We start from the raw sequence: 21,093 nt of genomic DNA, 5'->3' as shown, positions 1-21,093 counted from the left end.
ATTGAAGTTCAAAAGATGTTTTTTGAACAACCTTTTAAACGCTACTTAAGAATACCGTTAAGCCGGTGGAATGTCCACTATATAGAAGGAGCATGATACATTGAACACATTCACAGATTTCGGCCTAGAGCCTAAAGTATTGCAAGCCATTACGGAACTTGGATTTGAAGAAGCGACGCCGATTCAGGCCAAATCGATCCCGATCGCTATGGCAGGGCGCGACATGATCGGACAGGCGCAAACCGGGACAGGAAAGACCGCAGCCTTCGGCTTGCCGCTCATTAACAAAATTCCTAAAGAAGAAGATCGTATCGTCGCACTGATTATGACGCCAACCCGCGAGCTGGCCATTCAGGTCGCCGAAGAAATCGGTAAGCTCTCCCGTTTTAAAGGTACGCGTTCTCTTCCCATCTACGGCGGACAAGACATCGTACGCCAAATTCGCGCTTTGAAGAAGAAGCCTCAAATTATTATCGGCACACCGGGCCGTTTGCTTGACCACATTAACCGGAAAACGATTAAACTTGACGATGTACAAACCGTCGTTCTCGACGAAGCCGACGAAATGTTGGATATGGGCTTCATGGAGGACATTCAATCGATCCTGAAGCTGGTGCCTGAAGAGCGTCAAACCATGCTGTTCTCCGCAACGATGCCGGCGAATATCCAGAAGTTAGCCCAACAATTCCTGAAGGATCCGGAGCATGTGTCGGTCATTCCGAAACAAGTTAGCGCCCCGTTGATTGACCAAGCGTACATCGAGGTTCAAGAACGCCAGAAATTCGACGCTTTGACCCGTTTGCTTGACATGGAATCGCCGGAGCTCGCGATCGTGTTCGGCCGGACGAAACGCCGTGTCGACGAATTGTCCGAAGCCTTGCAGAAACAAGGCTATTCCGCCGATGGTCTGCACGGCGACCTGTCGCAGAACCAGCGCGATAACGTGATGCGTAAATTCCGTGACGGAAGTATCGACGTGCTGGTAGCAACCGACGTAGCCGCACGTGGTTTGGACGTATCCGGCGTGACCCACGTCGTGAACTTCGACCTGCCGCAGGATCCGGAAAGTTATGTGCATCGGATCGGCCGTACCGGCCGTGCCGGCAAAGAAGGGGCGGCTTGGTCCTTTGTGACGCCGCGCGAAATCGATCACCTGCGCTTTATCGAGCGGATTACACGCCATAAGATCGCCCGCAAGCCGCTGCCGAGCATCGCTGAAGCGATTGAAGGCAAACAGCGCATTATTGCTGAGCGTTTGATTGAGCTGGTGGAGAACAATGAAATGAACGAAAATAAAGGCATCGCGATCCAATTGCTGGAGCAATACGATTCGGTGAACCTGCTGGCAGCTGCATTCAAGCTGATTACAGGGGACAAGAACGAGAAAACCAATGTTGAACTGACTCCGGAAGAACCGATTCGCGTCAAACGTCGCAATCCGGATATCCGTTCCAGCGGACGGAAGCCGTCGGGTTACGGCAACCGCACGGGCGGAGGCGGAGGCGGGGGCTACCGCCGCGATTCCCAAAGCGGCAGCCGCGGGGGTTACAACAAAGGCGGAGGCTATAGCCGCGATGGTGGACGCGACTCCTACCGTTCTTCTGACCGCAAGCCACGGACCGGTTCGGGGGGCGGAGAACGCAGACCTTCTTCCAAATACAATGACAACCCTTCGTTCGACAACTAAGGTGAGTCTGTCATAATCTCAACAAAAAGAAGACGGAGGAATCTCCGTCTTCTTCGTTTTTGTTCATTACAGAAGGATCGTACGGCTCACGATAACGAGCAGAATGAACAATACCAGAATCGTACCCGTAGAGGTCCAGAAACCTCCGCCATATCCTACACCGGACATGTGATAACCTCCTTTGATGATGTTGAAGTTTTGAAGTTACGGTATATACTATGGCACAGGGGCCCTCTTAGATTAGACGCTTACCCAAAGCAGAGCAAATTAGGCGCTGGAACGAGTTGGACGAATCATGTATAGTTAATATAGGCAGAGCTATTGCACTATACAATGCTTGAGAGGAGATCTTTACTTGGAATACAAAGGTTTTATGGGTGGATTTTATAGAATCACCGAATGGATTATGCGGATCGCCGGCAGTAACCTGTTGTGGCTGCTGTGTTCGTCGCCGTTTATGATCGTACTTGCGATGAAGCTGTTGCTGGTGCTGCAGTCGCCGACTCCTCAGCCGGAGACGTTGACGATTTGGATTATGGGTATATTGGCACCGTTTACACTGTTTCCGGCAACCGCCGCTTTATTTTCCGTGACTCGGAAATGGGTGATGGGAGAAAGCGATTTGAGCATCATCAAAGTCTATTTCAAAGGATACAAGGAAAACTACAAGCAGAGCATGATCGGCGGCATTTTCTATACGGTTTTGTTTGCGATTATGTACGTGGATTATGAAGTCTACATGAACCAGATGAACAATCTGCAGATGATCGGCATGGTGATGCTGTTCTTCCTGTTGATTCTGTTCCTGTCTTTGTTTAACTTCTTTTCGCTTGTTGCACATTACCATCTTGGAGCGTTTCAACTGATCAAAAATGCAATCCTGTTCACCATTCTCCGGCCGTTCCGAACCTTGTCCACGCTCATTTGTGCGGGCGTACTTGGGTTTCTGACCTTACGCTTTGGCTGGTTGATCTTCTTTGGTTTTGGCAGCTTGACCGCATTCGTTGCGTTCTACAATTTCTATATTGCTTACAACAAGATACAGGAGAAGGTAGAGCGGATGCGCCAATCTGAAGATGCGTCGAATGTCAGCAATTCGGCACAGGACGACGAGGATTTGGCCCTGGATTTGCCGACAAGCGAGGAGAAGGAAAAGGATTGACTTTACGGCCTGACTTTACCATCATCTTCCTTGCCCGGTGAGTTTACAATTGCTTAACGAAGCCGTATAATAGGTTTACGTCCTGCGATGTGCGTTTCGATTTCTGTTATTTTGAACCAATGACGGTTATCTCGGGAGACCTATATTGCGCCATGGCTGAAAGGCCCTATCCATTGGATGCGGGGACTTCAAAAACGTCGCTGCGGTCACCCACCTGCGGGTGCAGGTTCGAGATAATGTAATCGGACGGCATAGGCGGGTCTATGATGAAACATGTGAGCGGCACCTTGTACTCTTTTCATAAAGAAAAGGGACAAGGTGCTTTTTTTGTTTGCGCCGAAATGCGCATGCTCGCTTTTGTTTGTCATCCAAGAATGTTAAACTAATAATTAAGAAAACGCATACCCATGCAAATGGGGTCAGGAACGTGAAGGAGGAAGAACCGTTGTCATTCAAGAGAACACTTACCGGCATTTTCCGCAGCCAGGAAGGAACCAGCGACCGCGCGAAAGTGCCCGAACTCAAAACCAGGTATTATTCATTGTCCAAAGAGAAATGCTGGGAGGAAGTCTCCTCGACTTTGAAGAAAATCCCCGGCTATAAAGTTCTACACGAGGTGCAGTCCGTTGGCGAGATTACGTTGGAGAAACGGACCAGCCTTGGGCGCGTGATGGATATCACCGTATCGATCGTATCCACCGGCCCGGTGCGAAGCGCGGTTGATATTTATTCCGCGACGCGTGGATCGATGGGAGACCTAGGCGCGAATTATCGCAACATCCTCCAGCTCTTCTCGGTGTTGGACAAGAAGCTGGCAGCTCACAAAGTGTCCTCGAACTTGTAAAATTCGTTAAGCAACGCAAAAAAAAGCGAGCAGGGAGAATCCTCTCCTACTCGCTTTTCGTTTGGGCTCTGGAATTAAGAGAGCAGCGCTTTAACGGCAGCTACCGGTTTTTCGTAATCCGGATGCTCCGTCATTTCCTTCAATACTTCCACGTATTGGATTTTGTTGTCTTTATCCAGTACAAACACGGCACGCATGTCGAGCGCGAACTCTTTGATCAGCACGCCATAGGCTTTGCCGAAGGAATTGTCTTTGTAATCCGACAAGGTGACCACCCGATCAACGCCGGCGGCACCGCACCAGCGGGCTTGGGCAAATGGAAGATCGGCGCTGACGGTCAGGATAACCACGTCTTCGCCAAGGCCAGCGGCCTCTTGGTTAAATCGGCGCGTTTGCGCGTCGCAGACACCCGTATCGAGCGAAGGTACAACGCTGATCAGCTTGATTTTGCCGGCGTAGTCCTGCAGTGTTGCTTCTTCAAGCAGGTTTTTATTCAAGCGGAAATCGGGAGCCGTATCGCCGAATTTGAGTTCCGGGCCGATCAGCGTGATCGGATTGCCTTTAAATGTAGCTACATTTGCGCGTTCTTGGGCCATGTTCATTTCCTCCTAGACAGATGGATTTATTCACTCAAATTTAATTATAATCGTTTTGAAAAGAAAATGTCCAACATAAGGAAAAACCAAGGTAAAGGAAGGTTCCGATGATTTTCATAAGATACGAAAACTGGAGAAGTTATCTGCGGTATTATCCCGTGACCTGCTTGCTCCTGGCTGCCAACATCATCATGTTTATCGTGTTGGCGGTGAATGGAGGATCGACGAATCCCTATACACTACTCAAGTTTGGAGCGTTGACCAATATTCCGGAATTAGCCGGCGAGAGCTGGCGATTGTTCTCCTCCATGTTCCTGCACCGGGGCTTTGATCACCTGTTCTCGAATTCCTTTGCGATCCTGGTGTTTGCGCCGCCGCTGGAGCGTCTGTTGGGTTGGTGGCGATACGCGTTGCTCTATTTGGGGAGCGGGCTCGTCGGGAACCTCATCAGCATGGGAATCTATCAGGTTGGTGCGGATGTTCATATCTCCGTAGGGGCTTCAGGCGCCGTCTATGGGGTCTATGGCGCATTTCTCTACATTGCTTTACTGCAGCGAAATCTGATGGATGAAAGCTCGCGTAAAACGCTATACAGCCTGCTCATTATCGGCGTGATCTATTCGGTGTTGGTTCCACAGATCAACCTGGCAGCTCATCTCGGCGGACTCGTTGGTGGTTTCTTTATCTACGGGTTGATTATCCGGTTGTTAAAACGGCGTTGAACCTAAGGAGTGTAAATGGTACATTAAATTTAGAATAGGTTCGAGCACATGCGAAATGGAGCGATCAGATTCGTGGAATTAAGACAACTGCAGTATTTTGTGAAAGTGGCGAGAAAAGAGCACGTGACTCAGGCTGCCGAGGAGCTGCACGTCGCCCAATCGGCGGTAAGCCGGCAAATTCACCAGCTCGAGCAGGAGCTTGGCGTTAATTTGTTTATGCAGAAGGGCAGGAATCTCCATCTCACCGCCGTTGGGCAACTGTTCTGCAGCCGAGTGGAGATGATTCTTAAGGATCTCGACCGGGCCGTGAGCGAGGTGCACGAATTTCTTGATCCGGAGCAGGGGGAAATCCGTTTAGGATTCCCGAACAGTCTGGGGATTCATATGATTCCCAGCGTAGTGGCGGAGTTCCGCAAGCTGTATCCCAATGTGAAGTTTCGTTTTAGACAAGGCACTTATCCTACATTAATTCGCGATGTCGTATCCGGGGAAATTGATTTAGCTTTTATCTCTCCATTTCCAGAAAATCATGATCAAGTCACCGGCAATGTGGTGTTGACGGAGGATTTGGTAGGCATTCTTCCGCCGGGGCATCCATTGGCTGGCGAGCAAAGCATCAAGCTAAGCCAACTCAAGGATGAGAAGTTCATTTTGTTCAGCAAGGGCTATTCGCTGCGACCGATTGTTTGGCATGCCTGTCTGGAGGCCGGTTTTACGCCGAAAATCGCTTTCGAAGGCGAAGAAACCGATACGATAAGAGGATTGGTTGCCGCCGGCATGGGCGTTAGCTTGTTGCCGGAGATGGCGTTGTTTCAAAGCTTTACGCTCCAGCCGATCCGCGTACGGATCTCCGAACCGAAGGTGACGCGCACGATCGGATTGATTCACCGTGCCGACGAGAAGCTGCCGCTTGTGGCGCAATCGTTCCGGATGTTCCTGCTGGAATACTTTGGCCTTCAGGTCGATACGCTGCCAAATCCGTGAATGGATTGTTATGTAAACGTTTGCTGAATCGGCTGAAAACAAAAAAAGGCTGCACGATTCCGAGCCGATGGGCTCGGAAACCGTGCAGCCTTTGTTACGTGAAGTCGATTAGTCGCGGTTACTCGTGAAAATCAGAATGTAGCGAAGCAATTCCAGAATGGAGATCAAAGCGGCAGCTACATAAGTTAAAGCCGCGGCGTTTAACACTTTGCCGACTCCGCGCGATTCATTCGGAGAGATAAAGCCCTGCTCGAGCATCACCTTTCGAGCCCGGCTGCTGGCGTTAAATTCGACCGGCAGGGTGACGATCTGGAACAAGACGGCGGCGGAGAAGAAGATAATCCCGAGTCCGATCAAGTTCAGCGCGCCAAAGAGGAAACCGGCCAACAGCAGGAAGGGGGCAACTCCGGAAGCGAAGTTCACCAGCGGGAACATCCGATGGCGAAGCACCAGCATGGGGTATTTCTGCTTGTGCTGAATTGCGTGTCCGACTTCGTGACAGGCGACGGCGACGGCGGATATGGAACTCTCGTAGTATACCGGCTCTGACAACCGGACTACACGGTGAATTGGATCATAGTGGTCTGTCAGGGCACCGCGTACCGGCTCGATCGGGACATCATAGAGGCCGTTGGCGTCGAGCATACGTCTTGCTGCGTCGTGACCAGTTAAACCATAAAGGTTTGAAACTTTTGCCCATTTGTTAAAAGTGCCTTTGACCCGAAACTGCGCCCATAGCGAGAGCCCAAATGCGATCAGAATCGGGATAAGCATCACGTCTGAATACATGAATCATTCCTCCATATGATTTAGTTGTCAAGGATGCAAACAGAGGTTGATTAGAAATATAGGTTAGGAAAAAGGCCCGTGGTTCATTAACAGCCGGATCGCTTCCATACAGGCTAAGCTTTGCGGTAACAAATTCGCGAATGCGCGTTTGGCCTGATTCGGCTGTAAGCTGGAAATGAGCGGCTCCAGCTCCTTGACCTCGCGTTCCAACTGCTGCATATGGAGCTCCAGCGAACTCAACTTCTCGGTCACTTGTACCTCGTGAGTCACCCGGTTCCATTGGTCCAGCTTCTCGCGGATCTCTTCCAACGTATATTTCTCCTGTTTCATTTGATTAATACGTTCAAGCCTGGTCAAGGTTTCAGCACTGTATAAACGATAGTTGGTCTGGGTACGCTTCTCCGGGGAGATCAGCCCTAGTTTCGTGTAATAATCGATCGTCCGCTCACTGACGTCGGCGGCTTTAGCCAATTCTCCGATCCGGTACAGTTTATTTACTCCAATTCCATCACCTCTTCCGACATATCCAAAAGATTGCTTCTATATTTATTTTATTTATCCTCATGATACTTAACAACAAGCATACAGTCAAACGTTATGCTTTATTTTTATCAGTAACTATAAGACGATATAACCATAAACCTAACATAATATGTTAGGAAGTATGTAGTAAATCTATTTTTTTTCAAAAAACTATTGTCATTCCTGCGCCTTTCGTCTTATAATCACTTTAACAATTCATTTTGTGTAAGGAAACTTAACATTAGGGGAGTGTTAAAGATGAAGAAGAAGTGGCTTTATGGTGGACTCATTTTTCTCGCGTCATTTGCTTTTCCGGTCTCGGCATTCGCAGCGGAGGGAGAGGTTACTGCCCCGGTTCTGGAGCTGGGCCTGAATTCGCTTTTCGTATTCGTCGCAGCCATGCTGGTGTTCTTTATGCAAGCCGGCTTCGCTTTACTTGAAGCAGGTACCGTTCGGATGAAGAACGCCGGGCACGTAGCCGGCAAAACGGTCCTTACTCTGGGAATATCCGTTCTTGCTTGGTGGCTGCTTGGCTTCGGTTTCGCTTTCGGCGACGGGAACAGCTTCCTGGGTACGACCGGATTCCTGTTCGGCGGCGAAGGGGATATCGGTTCCTTTAGCGTATTCTCCGAAATTGGTGTACCGCTCAATTTGATGTTCTTGTTCCAAATGGCGTTTGCGGCTGTATCGCTCGCGATCGCTTGCGGCGGGATGGCGGAACGCGCCAAACTTAGCGTTTATATCATCTTCGGTACGATCTTCATTGTCCTGATTTATCCGATCGTAGCTCACTGGGTATGGGGCGGCGGTTGGCTTGGTAATCTGGGGATGCAAGATTACGCCGGTTCGACGGTCGTTCACTTAACCGGTGCTACAGCGGCTCTTGCAGCAACTATTCTGCTTAAACCACGTCTGGGTAAATACAATAAAGATGGGAAACCGAACAACATTCCTGGCCATAACCAAGTGTTGACGGTACTCGGCGTCATTATCCTGTGGATCGGCTGGTTCGGTTTCAACCCGGGCAGCGCATTAACTCCTTTGAACGATGGATTCTTTGGTTATGTCCTGATGACAACCAATCTGGCCGCAGCCGCCGGTGCGGTTGCCGCACTGCTCATTTCCTGGGCGGTAATGGGCAAATCGGATATTCCGAGCATGCTGAACGGCGTGCTGGCCGCTCTTGTAGCAATTACCGGTTCTTGTGCTTTCGTTGACGCTTGGGCTTCCATTATCATCGGTGCGGTTGCCGGGATTTTGACCTTCTTTACGGCAAGATGGTTTGAACGCGCTGGGTTGGATGATCCGATTTACGCTTTCTCCGTACACGGGATCGCCGGGGTATGGGGTGCGATTTCCACCGGTTTGTTCGCAACGCCGGAATTGGCTGAGAAGACGGGCGTAGGCAAAGCTGGCTTGTTCTATGGCGGCGGCTTCGGACAATTAGGCGTACAGCTGCTTGGGGTGATCGGTACTTTCGCCTTCGTACTGGTTGTTTCCTTCTTAGTCTTAGGGATCATGAAGTGGACGACTGGGCTACGTGTCACGGAGGAAGAAGAAACAATGGGTCTGGATATCAGCGAGCATGGCACTTACGGTTATCCAGAACAAATGAACTTGCTGAACAAGAATACTTCGTCCGGCATTCCTGCCGAATAAGAGAGAGGAAAGGAAGTTGGGGGCCATGAGTCATGACACGGCCATGAACAACGCAAGCTTGAACGCGATCCGGTCCGCTGCGACTCCCGCTATGCTAAAGGCGGCCCGAGTCGATGAGCAGGACCGCTTATACGGCAAGCTGACATCGATGCCGATTCAAGCATGGAACCGGGAGGTCTCGGACCTGCATGATGCTGTCATGACCCAAGCTTGCCGATGCTGCGAAGAAGAGATGATCCGGGAGGGCTACGGCCCTCCTCCTTCGCATTATGCCTTTATTGCTTTTGGAAGCGCTGGTCGAGCGGAACCGACTTTATGGAGCGACCAGGATAACGGATTGATCTACGGGGAGGGCGACGTAGAGCAGTTGGAGCTCTATTTTGAACGATTCAGCCACAAGCTTTCAGCGATTCTTGAGCAGGTCGGCTATCCTCCGTGCCCTGGCAGCGTCATGTTGTCTAATAAGTTATGGCGAGGCAACCTAGTTTCGTGGGAGAGACAGTTGCTAGAGTGGCGAAATATTCTAGCCTGGGAACAAGTTCGCTATTTGATGATTGCCGCTGATTTGCGCCATGTATACGGTGATGCGGCGCTGACAGCCGCTTTGCGCAAAAAGATGAAGACCGTCATGGAAGAAGATCAAGGTAACGATCGCGATGTCGTGGCAGCGATCCTGCGAAATACCGTCCGTCACAAAGCAGCATTAAATATTCTGGGTCAGGTGATAACGGAACAGAGCGGCGAGCATGCCGGTGATTTTGACGTCAAGTACGGCTTGTACATTCCGATTGTTAATGCCGTTCGTTATTTGGCTTTGCAATATGGGGTCGAATCCTCGTCAACTTGGGAACGCATTTCTCAGCTGGTTCAGCTTGAGGCGGTTCCTACCCGTTGGCTGGAATCCTGTAGTCGGGCGTTTGAGACGGCGGTGAGGCTTAGGTCCCTTGTTCCCCCGGAAACGGACAACGGGTTGCTGACAGGAACCCATTATTTGCCTCAAGAGATGTTAAAACAGAAAGAGCTCCGGCGCGAACTGCGGGAATCACTTAGCACGGTCAAGGTCATGTACCGCACTCTCCAAAGGCAGCACCGGTATGCGGAAAGGAAATGGTTATGAAAGAACCGATGAAGGGAAACGGTGGTTTTTGGGATGCCTTCAAGGGCGGCGGAGTGTCGCCAAGGATCGCCTCGATGCTTGGCGCGCCCAGCGCGCAGCAAATCGCATTCGTTCGTTCTTTGACCAAAGGGCAGCGTCGTCCCGAGACGCTTCACGTTCCGCTGAGCGAATTAAAAACGGCAGTCTTCGATTTGGAGACGACAGGATTTCATTACCATTACGGTGATGAAATTTTGTCCTTTGGGGCGGTTAAGGTGGAGGGGGAGCGCATCAGCGAAGAAGTGTATTATTCCCTCGCTAAACCGGTTTGCCAAATTCCCGAACGGATTATCGAGTTAACCGGAATTACGCCGGAGATGACCCAATCTGCCCCCACTTTGCTGGAGGCGCTGCGTGAATTCATGGCTTTTGTTGATGACCGGGTGCTCGTCGCGCACGGGAGTGCACATGATAAAGCCTTCCTGGACGTGGCGTTATGGAAAACAACTAAAGCCCATCTCGGGCACCGGGTGCTGGATACGATGATGATTGCCCGCAAGCTGGAACCGGAGCGCCGCATCTCGGGAGGGCTGGACGAATGGCTGGCTGTATATGGGATCCCGGTTACCCAGCGTCATCACGCATTGGAGGATTCCAAAATGACCGCTCGTCTTTGGATCGCGTTAATCGACCGGTTGAGAGAACAAAACGTCTTAACCTTAGGTGATCTGTATACTTTTTTGAGTAAAACGTAACGTAACCTCTTATCGGCTTGTACTTATTCACCATTCTGATTTTCCTGATGTACGGGCAAAAGGGTATACCCCGTGCCGTTCGAATCGATCCCATAAGCTTGAATCCTGAAGCCGTCCGGTCCGCTGGGCGGCTTATCGTTTGCGAAGGAAACCCTGCCCCCAATCAGGTAGAGGCGAATTTGGGCAGCGAAGATGGGCAGTTGACGCAGATCCTCCGGCGATGGCAGTGGTGGTGAGCTGGGGTGGGTATGGTAAAGCCCGATCAATTGCGGATCAAAGCAACTTCGGACCCACACGGCCGGATCGAGCTCAAAAGCGTGCTGCGGAGTCTTGGAGTGATTGGCGACGGAAAGGTAACGTTGGATTGTTCCTTGGCGGCCGTCAAACGTACCGAACAGGAGGCCGCAAGCCTCCTCGGGGTGCCGCTGTAGCCCATCTCGTAGCATTTCGTCCCGAATTTTCGCTGGCAACATCCAGAACTGATTCATTTTGCGAACTCCTGTCCATGAATTAAGTTTCAAAGGTTCACCTTTTTCACGCTCCATTGTAACAAATCGTTAAAAAAGGGTACAATATTTACGGTAAACGTAATCTTAAAACAATTGAGGGCATAAAAGGACGGACATACGATGAATCGTAATCGATGGATATTGGCTGCGCTATTGGTGTTGCTGGCGATCGCCTTGCTAGATCGTGGGGGACAGGACGGCTGGTTTTCGAGCCTGAGCGGCGACTCCAAGGGAAGTGAGAAGGAACCTTCCCTCAGTGCTATGGCGGCGGAGGGGGCACCTAAGCCTGGGACGGCTGCGCCGGCCTTTTCCTTGCCGGGACTGGATGGGAAAACATACGAAGTTGGAGGCAAGCGGGACAAAGTGCTGTTGCTGAACTTCTGGGCTTCCTGGTGTGATCCGTGTAAGGAAGAAGCTCCTGAGTTGAAGGCGCTGGCTGAGAAATATAAAGACTCCCTGGATATTTATGCCGTTAATGTCACGCTATACGATAAGCTGGATGAGGCGAAGGCTTTCGTTAAGGAATATGGTTATACCTTCCCGGTGCTGTTGGATGAAAAAGAAGAGGCTTATCGGATGTTTAACGGTATCGCCTTCCCGACCAACGTATTGATCGACGAACAGGGTGTCATACGCGATGTTATCGTTGGGGTCATTCCACCGGAAGAACTGGAAGCCAAAATCAAAAACTTGATTTAGCGTGAAGAGGCCCGAATCACCAAGTAATAGCGGTGGTTCGGGCCTTCTTATGAATATGGCGTTTGTTGGTATTAGTGGTTGACTAATCCCCGACCGGCGGAAGGGATCTCTTCATAACCCTCGCGTTTGGTTTGCCCCAGCAAAGCATAACGAATACTGTCTACGAGCGCTTCCCAGCTGGCTTCGATCACGTTGCTCGAGACGCCGACGGTATTCCAGGAATTGTGGAAATCCTGGGACTCGATCAGTACGCGCACTTTCGAAGCGGTGGCGTCTTTGTCGTCGAGTACACGAACCTTATAGTCGGATAGGTGCATGTCTTTCAAGCCCGGGTAATACGTGATCAGCGCTTTACGGAGCGCATTGTCCAGCGCGTTAACCGGACCGTTGCCTTCCGCCGCGGTGTAGATGCTAGCCCCGTCAATCTTCAGCTTGACGAAAGCTTCGGATACGACTGGCCGGTCGGCAGTTTTCTCTACCAGCATCTTAAACGATTCGAAGATGAATAGTTCCTTTAAATCACCGTTAGCTTGGCGCAACAACAATTCGAGAGAAGCGTCCGCGCCTTCGAATTGATATCCTTGATGCTCCAAATCTTTGATCTTGGCGATGACCTGCTTGGTGTTCTCGTTTTCCGGATCGAAATCGATGCCCATCTCCTGCGCTTTGGATAGGATGTTGCTTTGTCCCGCCAATTCGGAGACGAGCACACGCTGACGGTTGCCCACGAGCTCGGGAGCGATGTGTTCGTACGTTCGCGAATCGCGAAGGATCGCGGAGACATGGATGCCGCCTTTGTGAGCGAACGCGGCGTTTCCGACGTAGGGCTGATTGACCTGCATATGCACGTTGGCAATCTCGCTGATATAGCGGGCGGTGTTGGTGAGTTGCTTCAACCGGTCCGCCTCGAGCACATCGTAACCAAGCTTGAGTTGTAGATTTGGTATGATCGAGCAAAGGTTGGCATTGCCGCAACGCTCGCCGTATCCGTTCATCGTACCCTGAATTTGCGTAGCTCCGGCGCGGACGGCGCTGATCGAGTTGGCAACAGCTAGCTCGCAATCGTTATGGGTATGGATCCCCAATTTTGAGCCGGAGATCGCTCCGGACAACGTGCTGACGATATCGAACACCTCATGCGGCATCGTGCCGCCGTTCGTATCGCACATCACCAACCAGTCGGCGCCGGCTTCTTCCGCTTTGCGCATGACGGCGAGAGCGTAATCAGGGTTATTTTTATACCCGTCAAAGAAATGCTCAGCGTCAAAAACAACCTCAAGCCCCTTCTGCTTCAAATAAGCGATGGAATCGAAGATCATGGCGAGGTTCTCTTCCAATGTCGTCTGCAGGGCGGTGTGTACATGAAAATCCCACGATTTTCCGACCAGGGTCGCCGCCTGAACACCGGCTTCCACCATCCGGTGAAGGTTAGCGTCGTGTTCAGCTAGGCTGTCTTTTCGACGCGTGCTGCCAAAAGCGGTGATCTTGGCCTGCAAGTTCAGTTCCTTGACCCGCTTGAAAAATTCAATGTCTTTCCCGTTGCTGCCCGGAATTCCACCTTCAATGTAATGAACCCCAAGCTGGTCCAGCTTTCTGGCGATCTTCAGCTTGTCGTCCGCCGACAGGCTGATGCCCTCGCCTTGAGTACCGTCGCGCAAGGTGGTGTCGAAGATGGATATTGGCTTTGACATGATCGAAGTATCCCCCTTTGGCAATGTATGAGGGTGGTTAGCTCTCACCGTGTGTTTGGTTTTTAATTAATAATTATAACACTTACATTTTAAATGTAACACGCTTTTTTGAGAAAATGGTTAGTGCCGATATTGACCGTCTTTCCGGGGACGGGTATGCTGAACTTAGGAGTAACGTATGATAAATGAGGGGAAGAAAGTGAGAGATACTGCTGATTTTTACCCTGCCCGGGGAAGAGTCGTTTTGCATGTCGATATGAACGCTTTTTATTGCTCGGTTCATGAGGCGGAAGAGCCCGACAAATATCGGAACCAACCCACAGCGGTGGCCGGAAGCGTGGAATTGCGAAAGGGCGTGATCGTCACCTGCTCGTATACCGCACGCAAATTAGGAGTGTCGACAGGGATGACCGTCAGCCAAGGGCTGAAGAAGTGCCCCGAGCTTATTGTTATCCAGCCGGACTTCCACCTCTATCGCAAATATTCCAGGGCGTTCATGGATATCGCATATGAATACACGCCGCTGCTCCAGGCTGTCTCCATCGACGAATGTTATCTGGATATCTCCGGCTCCAAACAATTTGGTACCCCGCTCGAGATCGCAAACGAAATCCAGCAGCGGATTCGGCACGAGCTAGGCCTTCCCTGCTCGATTGGCATTGCCCCGAATAAGCTGCTAGCCAAAATGGCTTCGGATATGAAAAAACCGAACGGCATTACCGTTCTGCGTATACGTGATGTGTCGAAGTTACTTTGGGATAAACCGTGCAGCGACTTGTTTGGCATCGGCCGGAAGACCGCGGATAAACTAAAGTCGATGCGGATCTATACGATTGGCCAGCTAGCGGCCGCCGAGGAACGAAAGCTCATCGAACGATTTGGAGTGGCTGGATCCTGGATGAAGCGGGCGGCGAACGGAATCGACGATTCGCCGGTTAATGATGAACGTGAAAAAAACAAGTCGATCGGTCATACGACTACGCTTCCGCGCGATATTAGCCGGATGGAGGACGTGCAGCGAGTGTTGTTGAACGTCGCCGACCAGGTGGCGCGTCGGTTACGTCGACAGAATCTGATGGCGCAAACGATTCAGATTACGATCCGCACCCCGGACATGAAGACGATCACCCGCTCGCAGAGTCTGGGTACAGTAACCGAGCAGGCAGAGGAGATATACCGTGAAGCTTGTGAATTGTATCGTCGCCATTGGAGCGAAGACAAGCCGGTACGACTGCTTGGGATTACATTGCAAAATTTGGTTCCCAAAGAGGAGTCTGCGTTGCAGTTGGATTTGTTCGATTACGAACGCCAGCCCAAAAAAGAGTCGCTAACCCGTACGATGGATATGCTAAGGGACAAGTTTGGTGAAGACGCAGTTCTGACCGCTGGCATGCTGACTGACGATCCGTCGGCGTTGATCCGTAATCATCGGATTCGCGGGACTTCGCTGCAGACGGATTTCCTTCGCGAGGAGCGTGACGAAAATGCGGACGGCCCTCGTTCGATCGAGGAATGAACGATCAAGGAATGATCACCTTTTGGAATTGGTATAATACGGAAAACGCATTGAAATTGCAAACTATTTATATTATATTGGTCATGGTGATATAAAACGCACCGGACTCGTACCGTTTATTCAGGAGGCAGATAAGAGATGGCGAAATATACTTGGGTTGAGAAAGACACTTGCATCGCTTGTGGCGCTTGCGGCGCGACAGCACCGGATATCTACGATTATGACGATGAGGGTTTGGCCGAAGTGATTTACGGCGAAGACGGCAATCGCGGGGTAACGGAGATTCCGGATGATTTGCACGACGATCTCCAGGACGCTTGCGACGGCTGCCCGACGGATTCCATCAAAATTGCGGATGAGCCGTTTAATAAAGAAGGTTAAACCTTGGAATAACTGGTTCAAGGAACGCCCTACGCCGATTTCGGCGGGGGCGTTCTTTTTTTATTCTTCTTGGGAGTAGAATGTGATATGATCATAGGAATGAATACTGAATACAAATTCATCAAACGAGGTGGTTATTCCTTGATCGGTAGAAGCGGAAATCCTACTCTTCGCGATTCATCCTTTGATCGTCCGGACTCGTACTCCGGGATGCAGCAAATGACGATTGAAGGTACGGTTAACAAGGCGTTTATCACGCTGATTATCCTTCTAGGTAGTGCGTTCAGCACGTGGATGCTTTATTTTGACGGCTATAGCGTGGGCGGCATGGCGGTAGCCGGTGCGATTATCGGCATGATCCTGGCTCTGATCGTTAGCTTTGTGCCCCGGACGTCGCCCTATCTGGTTCCTCTTTATGCGATAGCGGAAGGAATGTTCCTTGGCGCAATATCCGCGACCTACGAAACGCTGTACAACGGCATTATTCTTCAGGCTGCTTTGTTGACGATGGCCGTATTCTTGGCGTTACTCTTGGCTTACAAAACGCGTTTAATCAAAGCCACGGAGAATTTCAAGTTGGGTGTGTTTGCGGCAACCGCGGGGGTTGCGTTGGTGTATTTAGCTAGCTTTATCCTCGGATTCTTCGGCATTAACATCCCGTATCTGCACAGTAACGATTGGATTGGCATCGGTATTTCGCTGGTAATCGTGGTTATCGCGGCGCTGAATTTGGTGCTGGACTTTGATTTTATCGAAAACGGTGCCCAGCGGGGCGCTCCGAAATATATGGAATGGTACGGCGCCTTTGGCTTGATGGTGACGTTGGTATGGTTGTATCTGGAACTCGTCCGCCTGTTGGCGAAGTTGGCAAGCCGCGATTAAGAATAATTTAACTTGAGGACAGGATGGTATGGGGGAGGGCGGTAGCCTAACTCGTACTACCCTGTCCTCTCTCTTTGCACCATTATCCCGTTTGATCAGGCAGAAAAAGTAAAGAGAAACAGAGATGCAGAAATACAGAAGGTAGAAAGGTAGAAAGGCAGAAAGCAGAAGGGCAGAGAGGTACAAAAGCAGAAAGCAGAAATATAGAAAGCAGAAATATAGAAAGCAGAAATGCAGAAATGCAGAGTGAAACAGAGCGCCTCAGATACTCAGAAAATTAGGCGGGCGAGAAAAGTTATGTGAGAAAAATAAGTATTAAAGAAGACAGGATTATCCAAGAATAGTGCCTCGGAACAGTGAAGCAGGTTTTGGAGAACTGCAAGAAATCCTGTAATATATGTTAAGCTGCAGCTACAAGGGGCGGATTCGGTATACGCGCAATCAGTTGATGGTATGAAATGGTTGGAATCGCCACACAAATACACAGCAACTTATGCGACATCGTCGCTTTCCCTCCAGACAAGCGTAGACGCCTACGCACAGTGTACTCGTTCAAGTACGCTTGCAGATACTTCCGTCCTAAGGCCACATAGGTACTTCTCAGCGATCCCCACGCCTCTCTTACCACTTTCCGCAAGGGTGTATACAGCCGATAGGCAATAGGAAACGACTGTATCTCCGATGTACGAATCTCCACATTCTCAGTGATGAAGGCGGCGAGTTCGCGGCGGTTTGCCCTACGGATCTCTCTTCTATTTTGCGGGACGAGTTGGATTTTGACATGCTCAGGCTCGCCTGCATCCGTTACTGTACATCCTGCCACGACTGCCGAGGAACGAGAATATAAAAGCTGGCCGCGGGACGGATCAAATCCGTACAGGTCACTATTTACCTTTACGTCTCCACTCAACAACTCACGAGTATCAAACTCTCCGATGGCATGGCGTATTTTGTGCAGCATCAACCAAGCGGTCTTGTAGGTAACGTGGATCACCCGGCTCAGCCGCATAGCCGAGATGCCGTCGGGAAGCAAGAACAACTCCATTGCCTGGAACCATTTTAATAAGGGCAGGTGGGTTCCTTCAAAAATCGTACCCACCAGAGGTGACGTTTGATACGCGCATTTACCGCACTCGAACAAAGGAATGCGTCGTGTGGTCAGACGGCTGCAATGGGGGTGAGCACAGCGTGGGCAGATGTACCCGTTTGGCCACTTCAATGCAATCAGTGCCTCCACACAATCCTGTTCACTAGTATAACGGCAGCAGTTCAGGGGTGGCAGAATCGTTTCCGGATGACCACCTTCCATGTCGGCTTCCCTCCCTCATTATTAATATACGTACATACGTTCGTTAATTTGATTATACCAAACATACGTTCCTAATACAACCAAAATTCTTCCAAAAAAATCATTTATCTACAAAGTTTCTCTAGCCTCTTTTTCTCGCCACCACCACGTCCTGATCGAAGGGGATAATCGTGCAAAGAGGCGATCAGAGGCACGTAGCCCCGCATCGCCTCGCATCGCCCCGCATAACCTCTAATCCCGTATACCCGCTTCTAAACCTACGCTAGGTATTAAGTCGCAAAAATGCGTAATTGGCGAATAATGGGTTAGAATCCCTGATCTCTCTGCCGATATAAGTAAATAATGGTGATTTCTCGACTACCTGGCATGGAGGAACTGATGGGAAACTCAGCTTATCTTAAAAAATATGTAGAAAACCATCCTAACAATAAAATGGCCTGGTATTTACTGGGCAAGGAATATGAATCGAACGGGCAAGCGGGGAAAGCCCACTATTGCTATATTCAGGCGGGCAACGTGTACGAAGCGTTTGAATCCAGCAAAATCCCGCTTCCGGAAGAGGTACTGTCCGGCTACAAGGAAGGGCTGATGCAGGAGACGCACCGGCGGGAGAAACGAAGCCGGTTCCTACGCAAGTTCAGCCTGGCGCTGTTGATCGCGCTGCTGATGTGGATTCCCTCGGCCGATGCGCCGGGGAATCGGCCGGCGATCGTGCCCGCGTCAGCTGGCGTCGAGCTCGGAGAGACGCCGGCCGATGTGCCGCCACTCGCCGAGGATGAGGCGGTGGGCGGTGCGCCTCCGGTGGCGCCGGCCTTCTCGGGGCCGGCGTTCACCGCCATCGGCTACGCCGGCGATCCCGTCGGGACGCAGGCGGAGGCCGTGGGCGGTTTGCTCGCGCTGCAGCGGCAAACCGATTTTAGCCCGCTCCATGCGGCGGCGCTTGGCATGGAGCGGGCTGGCGACTGGCTGGTCTGGTCGGACGACCTGCCAGTCGTGTTCGGCTTGGAGCAAAGTCCGGCTGACGGTCGGACGACGCTCCAAGCCTATGATCCGGCGGCCTGCGAATGTACGCCGCCGGATCCAACAGAGCTGCAGAAGCACGCGAAGGTGTGGATTCCGCAGCAGGAATCGCTAGGCGTGCTGGCCTCAGCGATGACCCATTATAAGCAGGCCAAGGGAGCCTGGCCTTCCAGCCTGCAGGATCTAACCGGGCCGTATCCTGACAATTGGATCGCGGGGACTGATCCGACCATGGTGCAGGGGTTCGGCCCGCTGTTGGCGCAGCTGAAAAATAAAGGTATCGCCGCGACGGGAAAAGAAAATGAGACAGCGGTGCTCGCGGAGGGAATGGCTCCGGGGCAGCGGCCGTATTTTGCCGAGCCATATGAGATTATCGTCGATACACAAGCGCATGTACTGGCCGTGGTTAGTGGGAATGTGATAGTTCGGAGTTATCCGGTTGGCTTGGGCGGTGACAAAACACCGGAGGGCACATTTGCGATTTCCGAGAAAGTGATGAACCCGAACGGAAGGGATAACGGAGAGTTTGGCAGCCGCGGCATGCAGCTGTCGGATACGAATTACGCGATTCACGGAACAAATGAGCCGGACAGCATCGGGAAGGATGAGTCACTGGGATGCATCCGCATGGGGAAGAAGGACGTGGAGGAGCTGTTCGATCTCGTCCCGAAGGGAACGAAGGTGGAGATTGGAAAGGGGATCTTACCGAAGCTGAAAAACGTCCCGGCGGAGCGTTTCGCCCTGGGCGATAGACAGGATCAGACCAATCCCCACCGCACATACCATTGGTTGGACTAGTTTAGGTTACGATCAGAAGGACGGCAGTCACGACGACGAGCGCAGCTACGATGGAAATCGACCAGATGAGCGCTTTCTTGTTGACTTCGTCCTTTTTTTGCTGGAATGTAGGCGGTTTGCGTTTGGTTGACATGAATATTTCCCCTCTCTAACCTAGTCTGAAGCGATAATGGAGGTGCATTCCCCCTTATTGTAACGGCTTTCATCATAAAATTCCATCACCTTGTTGTTATGTTCACGCACCGTTTAACTTTTCTTTTCCAACGGAAAAGGCTAAACTGATAATAGCAAAATCATGCAAAGCATCGGATCGGAGTGAACAGAGAAACGTGTTGTATCGTGCATTGGGAAAACCGGTGTTTTTCCGGATGGATCCGGAGGATGCCCATCATCTCGTTATCAATGGATTACATACTGCCGCTGCTATTCCCGGAATGACATCGATGTTGCGCGGGATGTACGGCGTGCCGGAGGCGCCGGAGCTGGCGCCGAACTTATTCGGTATTCATTTTCCTTCCCCGGTGGGGTTAGCCGCCGGTCTTGATAAAAATGCTGACGCGGTGCCTGGTTTTTCCGCGATCGGATTTGGATTTATGGAAGTTGGCACGGTGACGCCGTTGGGGCAACCCGGCAACGATCGTCCCCGGTTGTTCCGGCTGCCTCCCGAGGAGGCGCTGATCAACCGGATGGGGTTCAATAACCGCGGGATGGAGGCGATGGCAGAGCGCTTGCAGGCGCTGAAGCTTCGTCCGATTCCGGTCGCCGTCAATATTGGAAAGAACAAAACAACGCCAAATGAAGAAGCTTTTCGCGATTATGAGAAATGCATTTCGGCATTATACGAATACGCTGATTTTTTCGTCGTAAACATCAGTTCACCAAATACGCCGGACCTGCGTAAATTGCAGCATGGTAACGAGCTGGCAACGCTGTTGACCGCCGTGATCGACCGGATGGCGGAAGAGGCGGAGCGACACGGTAAATCGAAGGCGGTGCTGGTCAAAATTGCACCAGACGTCAGCTTTGACGAGCTGGAATATATGGTCGATACGATCCAAAACAGTGGTGTTTCGGGTCTTATCGCCACGAATACGACGTTGTCCCGAGAGGGGATTACGCATAAGAACGCCCAGGAAACGGGAGGCCTGAGCGGCAAGCCGCTTGGTATGCGATCGACGGAGATCATTTCTCGGGTCTATCGGCAAACGGGCGGGCGATTGCCGATCATTGGCTCGGGCGGAATTTTCACGGCGGACGATGCCTACGCCAAGATCAAGGCAGGTGCCAGCTTGGTTGAAATCTACACCGCGCTGATTTACGAAGGCCCGGAGATTAACCGCAAGCTGCACCGTGGACTGCGGGAACTGCTGCGGCGGGACGGCTATCGCCATATTTCCGAGGCGGTTGGGGCGGACCACCGATAAGCGGCCGGCTGAAGCCAAGCCGGGGGGATAGAAGACAGGAGGCATAAG

Annotated in this window: 22 protein-coding genes and 1 other RNA gene; 15 read left to right on the top strand and 8 right to left on the bottom strand. The window is 51.3% G+C overall.

Features of this window, described 5'->3' with window-relative positions; genetic code table 11:
* Nucleotides 1–100 precede the first annotated feature (100 nt).
* Complete coding sequence (gene cshA, locus IM700_RS06855) at nucleotides 101–1,687, top strand: degradosome RNA helicase CshA (RefSeq protein WP_193414994.1); 1,587 nt, start codon at nucleotides 101–103, stop codon at nucleotides 1,685–1,687.
* Between the two features lie 66 nt (nucleotides 1,688–1,753).
* Here cshA and IM700_RS06850 read toward each other — a convergent pair whose 3' ends face one another.
* Nucleotides 1,754–1,855: a sporulation protein YjcZ gene (locus IM700_RS06850; protein WP_082691542.1), complete on the bottom strand. Its 102-nt coding sequence runs from the start codon at nucleotides 1,853–1,855 to the stop codon at nucleotides 1,754–1,756.
* A gap of 187 nt (nucleotides 1,856–2,042) precedes the next feature.
* On the opposite strand from IM700_RS06850, the gene IM700_RS06845 reads away from it, so the two are divergent.
* The 3 genes from IM700_RS06845 to IM700_RS06835 all read left to right on the top strand — a co-directional run bounded on the left by IM700_RS06845 (nucleotide 2,043) and on the right by IM700_RS06835 (nucleotide 3,693).
* Nucleotides 2,043–2,849, top strand: a complete 807-nt coding sequence (locus IM700_RS06845; protein WP_155605040.1) for a YesL family protein — start codon at nucleotides 2,043–2,045, stop codon at nucleotides 2,847–2,849.
* A 76-nt stretch (nucleotides 2,850–2,925) separates the two neighbouring features.
* Nucleotides 2,926–3,115, top strand: a non-coding RNA gene (ssrS, locus tag IM700_RS06840) — 6S RNA.
* Nucleotides 3,116–3,294: 179 nt separating this feature from the next.
* Nucleotides 3,295–3,693: a DUF1499 domain-containing protein gene (locus tag IM700_RS06835; RefSeq protein WP_155605041.1), complete on the top strand. Its 399-nt coding sequence runs from the start codon at nucleotides 3,295–3,297 to the stop codon at nucleotides 3,691–3,693.
* Between the two features lie 74 nt (nucleotides 3,694–3,767).
* On the opposite strand, the gene tpx is transcribed toward IM700_RS06835, so the two are convergent.
* Nucleotides 3,768–4,289 (bottom strand): thiol peroxidase, encoded by a 522-nt coding sequence (gene tpx, locus IM700_RS06830; protein ID WP_193414995.1) that lies wholly within the window; start codon nucleotides 4,287–4,289, stop codon nucleotides 3,768–3,770.
* 107 nt (nucleotides 4,290–4,396) lie between these two features.
* Here tpx and IM700_RS06825 point away from each other — a divergent pair, with 107 nt between their 5' ends.
* Together IM700_RS06825 and IM700_RS06820 are read left to right on the top strand one after the other, a co-directional pair.
* Entirely contained in the window at nucleotides 4,397–5,011 is a 615-nt protein-coding gene (locus IM700_RS06825) for a rhomboid family intramembrane serine protease (RefSeq protein ID WP_155605043.1), read from the top strand.
* Nucleotides 5,012–5,083: 72 nt separating this feature from the next.
* Nucleotides 5,084–5,995: a LysR family transcriptional regulator gene (locus IM700_RS06820; protein ID WP_193414996.1), complete on the top strand. Its 912-nt coding sequence runs from the start codon at nucleotides 5,084–5,086 to the stop codon at nucleotides 5,993–5,995.
* Between the two features lie 108 nt (nucleotides 5,996–6,103).
* Here IM700_RS06820 and IM700_RS06815 read toward each other — a convergent pair whose 3' ends face one another.
* Nucleotides 6,104–6,784 (bottom strand): zinc metallopeptidase, encoded by a 681-nt coding sequence (locus IM700_RS06815; protein WP_155605045.1) that lies wholly within the window; start codon nucleotides 6,782–6,784, stop codon nucleotides 6,104–6,106.
* A 63-nt stretch (nucleotides 6,785–6,847) separates the two neighbouring features.
* On the bottom strand, nucleotides 6,848–7,288 hold the full coding sequence (locus IM700_RS06810; RefSeq protein ID WP_193415369.1) for a helix-turn-helix domain-containing protein: 441 nt from the start codon (nucleotides 7,286–7,288) through the stop codon (nucleotides 6,848–6,850).
* Between the two features lie 276 nt (nucleotides 7,289–7,564).
* On the opposite strand from IM700_RS06810, the gene IM700_RS06805 reads away from it, so the two are divergent.
* Genes IM700_RS06805 through IM700_RS06795 form a run of 3 tightly spaced genes read left to right on the top strand, consistent with a single transcriptional unit; the run spans nucleotide 7,565 to nucleotide 10,816 of the window.
* Complete coding sequence (locus tag IM700_RS06805; protein ID WP_155605047.1) at nucleotides 7,565–8,965, top strand: ammonium transporter; 1,401 nt, start codon at nucleotides 7,565–7,567, stop codon at nucleotides 8,963–8,965.
* A gap of 25 nt (nucleotides 8,966–8,990) precedes the next feature.
* Nucleotides 8,991–10,082 (top strand): DUF294 nucleotidyltransferase-like domain-containing protein, encoded by a 1,092-nt coding sequence (locus tag IM700_RS06800; RefSeq protein ID WP_193414997.1) that lies wholly within the window; start codon nucleotides 8,991–8,993, stop codon nucleotides 10,080–10,082.
* Nucleotides 10,079–10,816, top strand: coding sequence for an exonuclease domain-containing protein (locus IM700_RS06795; protein WP_193414998.1), 738 nt, complete (start codon nucleotides 10,079–10,081; stop codon nucleotides 10,814–10,816). The genes IM700_RS06800 and IM700_RS06795 overlap by 4 nt, the downstream gene beginning before the upstream one ends.
* A gap of 23 nt (nucleotides 10,817–10,839) precedes the next feature.
* Here IM700_RS06795 and IM700_RS06790 read toward each other — a convergent pair whose 3' ends face one another.
* The gene (locus IM700_RS06790; RefSeq protein ID WP_193414999.1) at nucleotides 10,840–11,304 is read right to left on the bottom strand and encodes a M67 family metallopeptidase; all 465 of its coding nucleotides are present in this window, start codon (nucleotides 11,302–11,304) and stop codon (nucleotides 10,840–10,842) included.
* A gap of 141 nt (nucleotides 11,305–11,445) precedes the next feature.
* Here IM700_RS06790 and IM700_RS06785 point away from each other — a divergent pair, with 141 nt between their 5' ends.
* Entirely contained in the window at nucleotides 11,446–12,024 is a 579-nt protein-coding gene (locus IM700_RS06785) for a TlpA family protein disulfide reductase (protein WP_193415000.1), read from the top strand.
* 71 nt (nucleotides 12,025–12,095) lie between these two features.
* Here IM700_RS06785 and cimA read toward each other — a convergent pair whose 3' ends face one another.
* A complete protein-coding gene (cimA, locus tag IM700_RS06780) occupies nucleotides 12,096–13,715 on the bottom strand; it encodes a citramalate synthase (RefSeq protein WP_193415001.1) in 1,620 nt (539 codons plus the stop codon).
* A 199-nt stretch (nucleotides 13,716–13,914) separates the two neighbouring features.
* Here cimA and IM700_RS06775 point away from each other — a divergent pair, with 199 nt between their 5' ends.
* The 3 genes from IM700_RS06775 to IM700_RS06765 all read left to right on the top strand — a co-directional run bounded on the left by IM700_RS06775 (nucleotide 13,915) and on the right by IM700_RS06765 (nucleotide 16,494).
* Entirely contained in the window at nucleotides 13,915–15,231 is a 1,317-nt protein-coding gene (locus IM700_RS06775; protein ID WP_193415002.1) for a DNA polymerase IV, read from the top strand.
* Nucleotides 15,232–15,369: 138 nt separating this feature from the next.
* On the top strand, nucleotides 15,370–15,612 hold the full coding sequence (locus IM700_RS06770; RefSeq protein WP_155605054.1) for a ferredoxin: 243 nt from the start codon (nucleotides 15,370–15,372) through the stop codon (nucleotides 15,610–15,612).
* Nucleotides 15,613–15,753: 141 nt separating this feature from the next.
* On the top strand, nucleotides 15,754–16,494 hold the full coding sequence (locus tag IM700_RS06765; RefSeq protein WP_155605055.1) for a Bax inhibitor-1/YccA family protein: 741 nt from the start codon (nucleotides 15,754–15,756) through the stop codon (nucleotides 16,492–16,494).
* 400 nt (nucleotides 16,495–16,894) lie between these two features.
* On the opposite strand, the gene IM700_RS06760 is transcribed toward IM700_RS06765, so the two are convergent.
* Nucleotides 16,895–17,803, bottom strand: a complete 909-nt coding sequence (locus IM700_RS06760) for a transposase (RefSeq protein ID WP_193415003.1) — start codon at nucleotides 17,801–17,803, stop codon at nucleotides 16,895–16,897.
* Between the two features lie 378 nt (nucleotides 17,804–18,181).
* Between IM700_RS06760 and IM700_RS06755 the strand changes: the two genes are divergently transcribed.
* Nucleotides 18,182–19,621, top strand: a complete 1,440-nt coding sequence (locus IM700_RS06755; RefSeq protein WP_193415004.1) for a L,D-transpeptidase family protein — start codon at nucleotides 18,182–18,184, stop codon at nucleotides 19,619–19,621.
* A 1-nt stretch (nucleotide 19,622) separates the two neighbouring features.
* On the opposite strand, the gene IM700_RS23360 is transcribed toward IM700_RS06755, so the two are convergent.
* Nucleotides 19,623–19,754, bottom strand: a complete 132-nt coding sequence (locus tag IM700_RS23360) for a hypothetical protein (RefSeq protein WP_272491417.1) — start codon at nucleotides 19,752–19,754, stop codon at nucleotides 19,623–19,625.
* Nucleotides 19,755–19,950: 196 nt separating this feature from the next.
* On the opposite strand from IM700_RS23360, the gene IM700_RS06750 reads away from it, so the two are divergent.
* Nucleotides 19,951–21,045, top strand: coding sequence for a quinone-dependent dihydroorotate dehydrogenase (locus tag IM700_RS06750; protein ID WP_193415005.1), 1,095 nt, complete (start codon nucleotides 19,951–19,953; stop codon nucleotides 21,043–21,045).
* Nucleotides 21,046–21,093: the final 48 nt, after the last annotated feature.

Source organism: Paenibacillus rhizolycopersici, assembly GCF_014947195.2.
Lineage (GTDB): Bacteria > Bacillota > Bacilli > Paenibacillales > Paenibacillaceae > Fontibacillus > Fontibacillus rhizolycopersici.
Note: the sequence above shows the minus strand (reverse complement) of the source record. Positions and strands in the feature narration are given on the sequence as shown.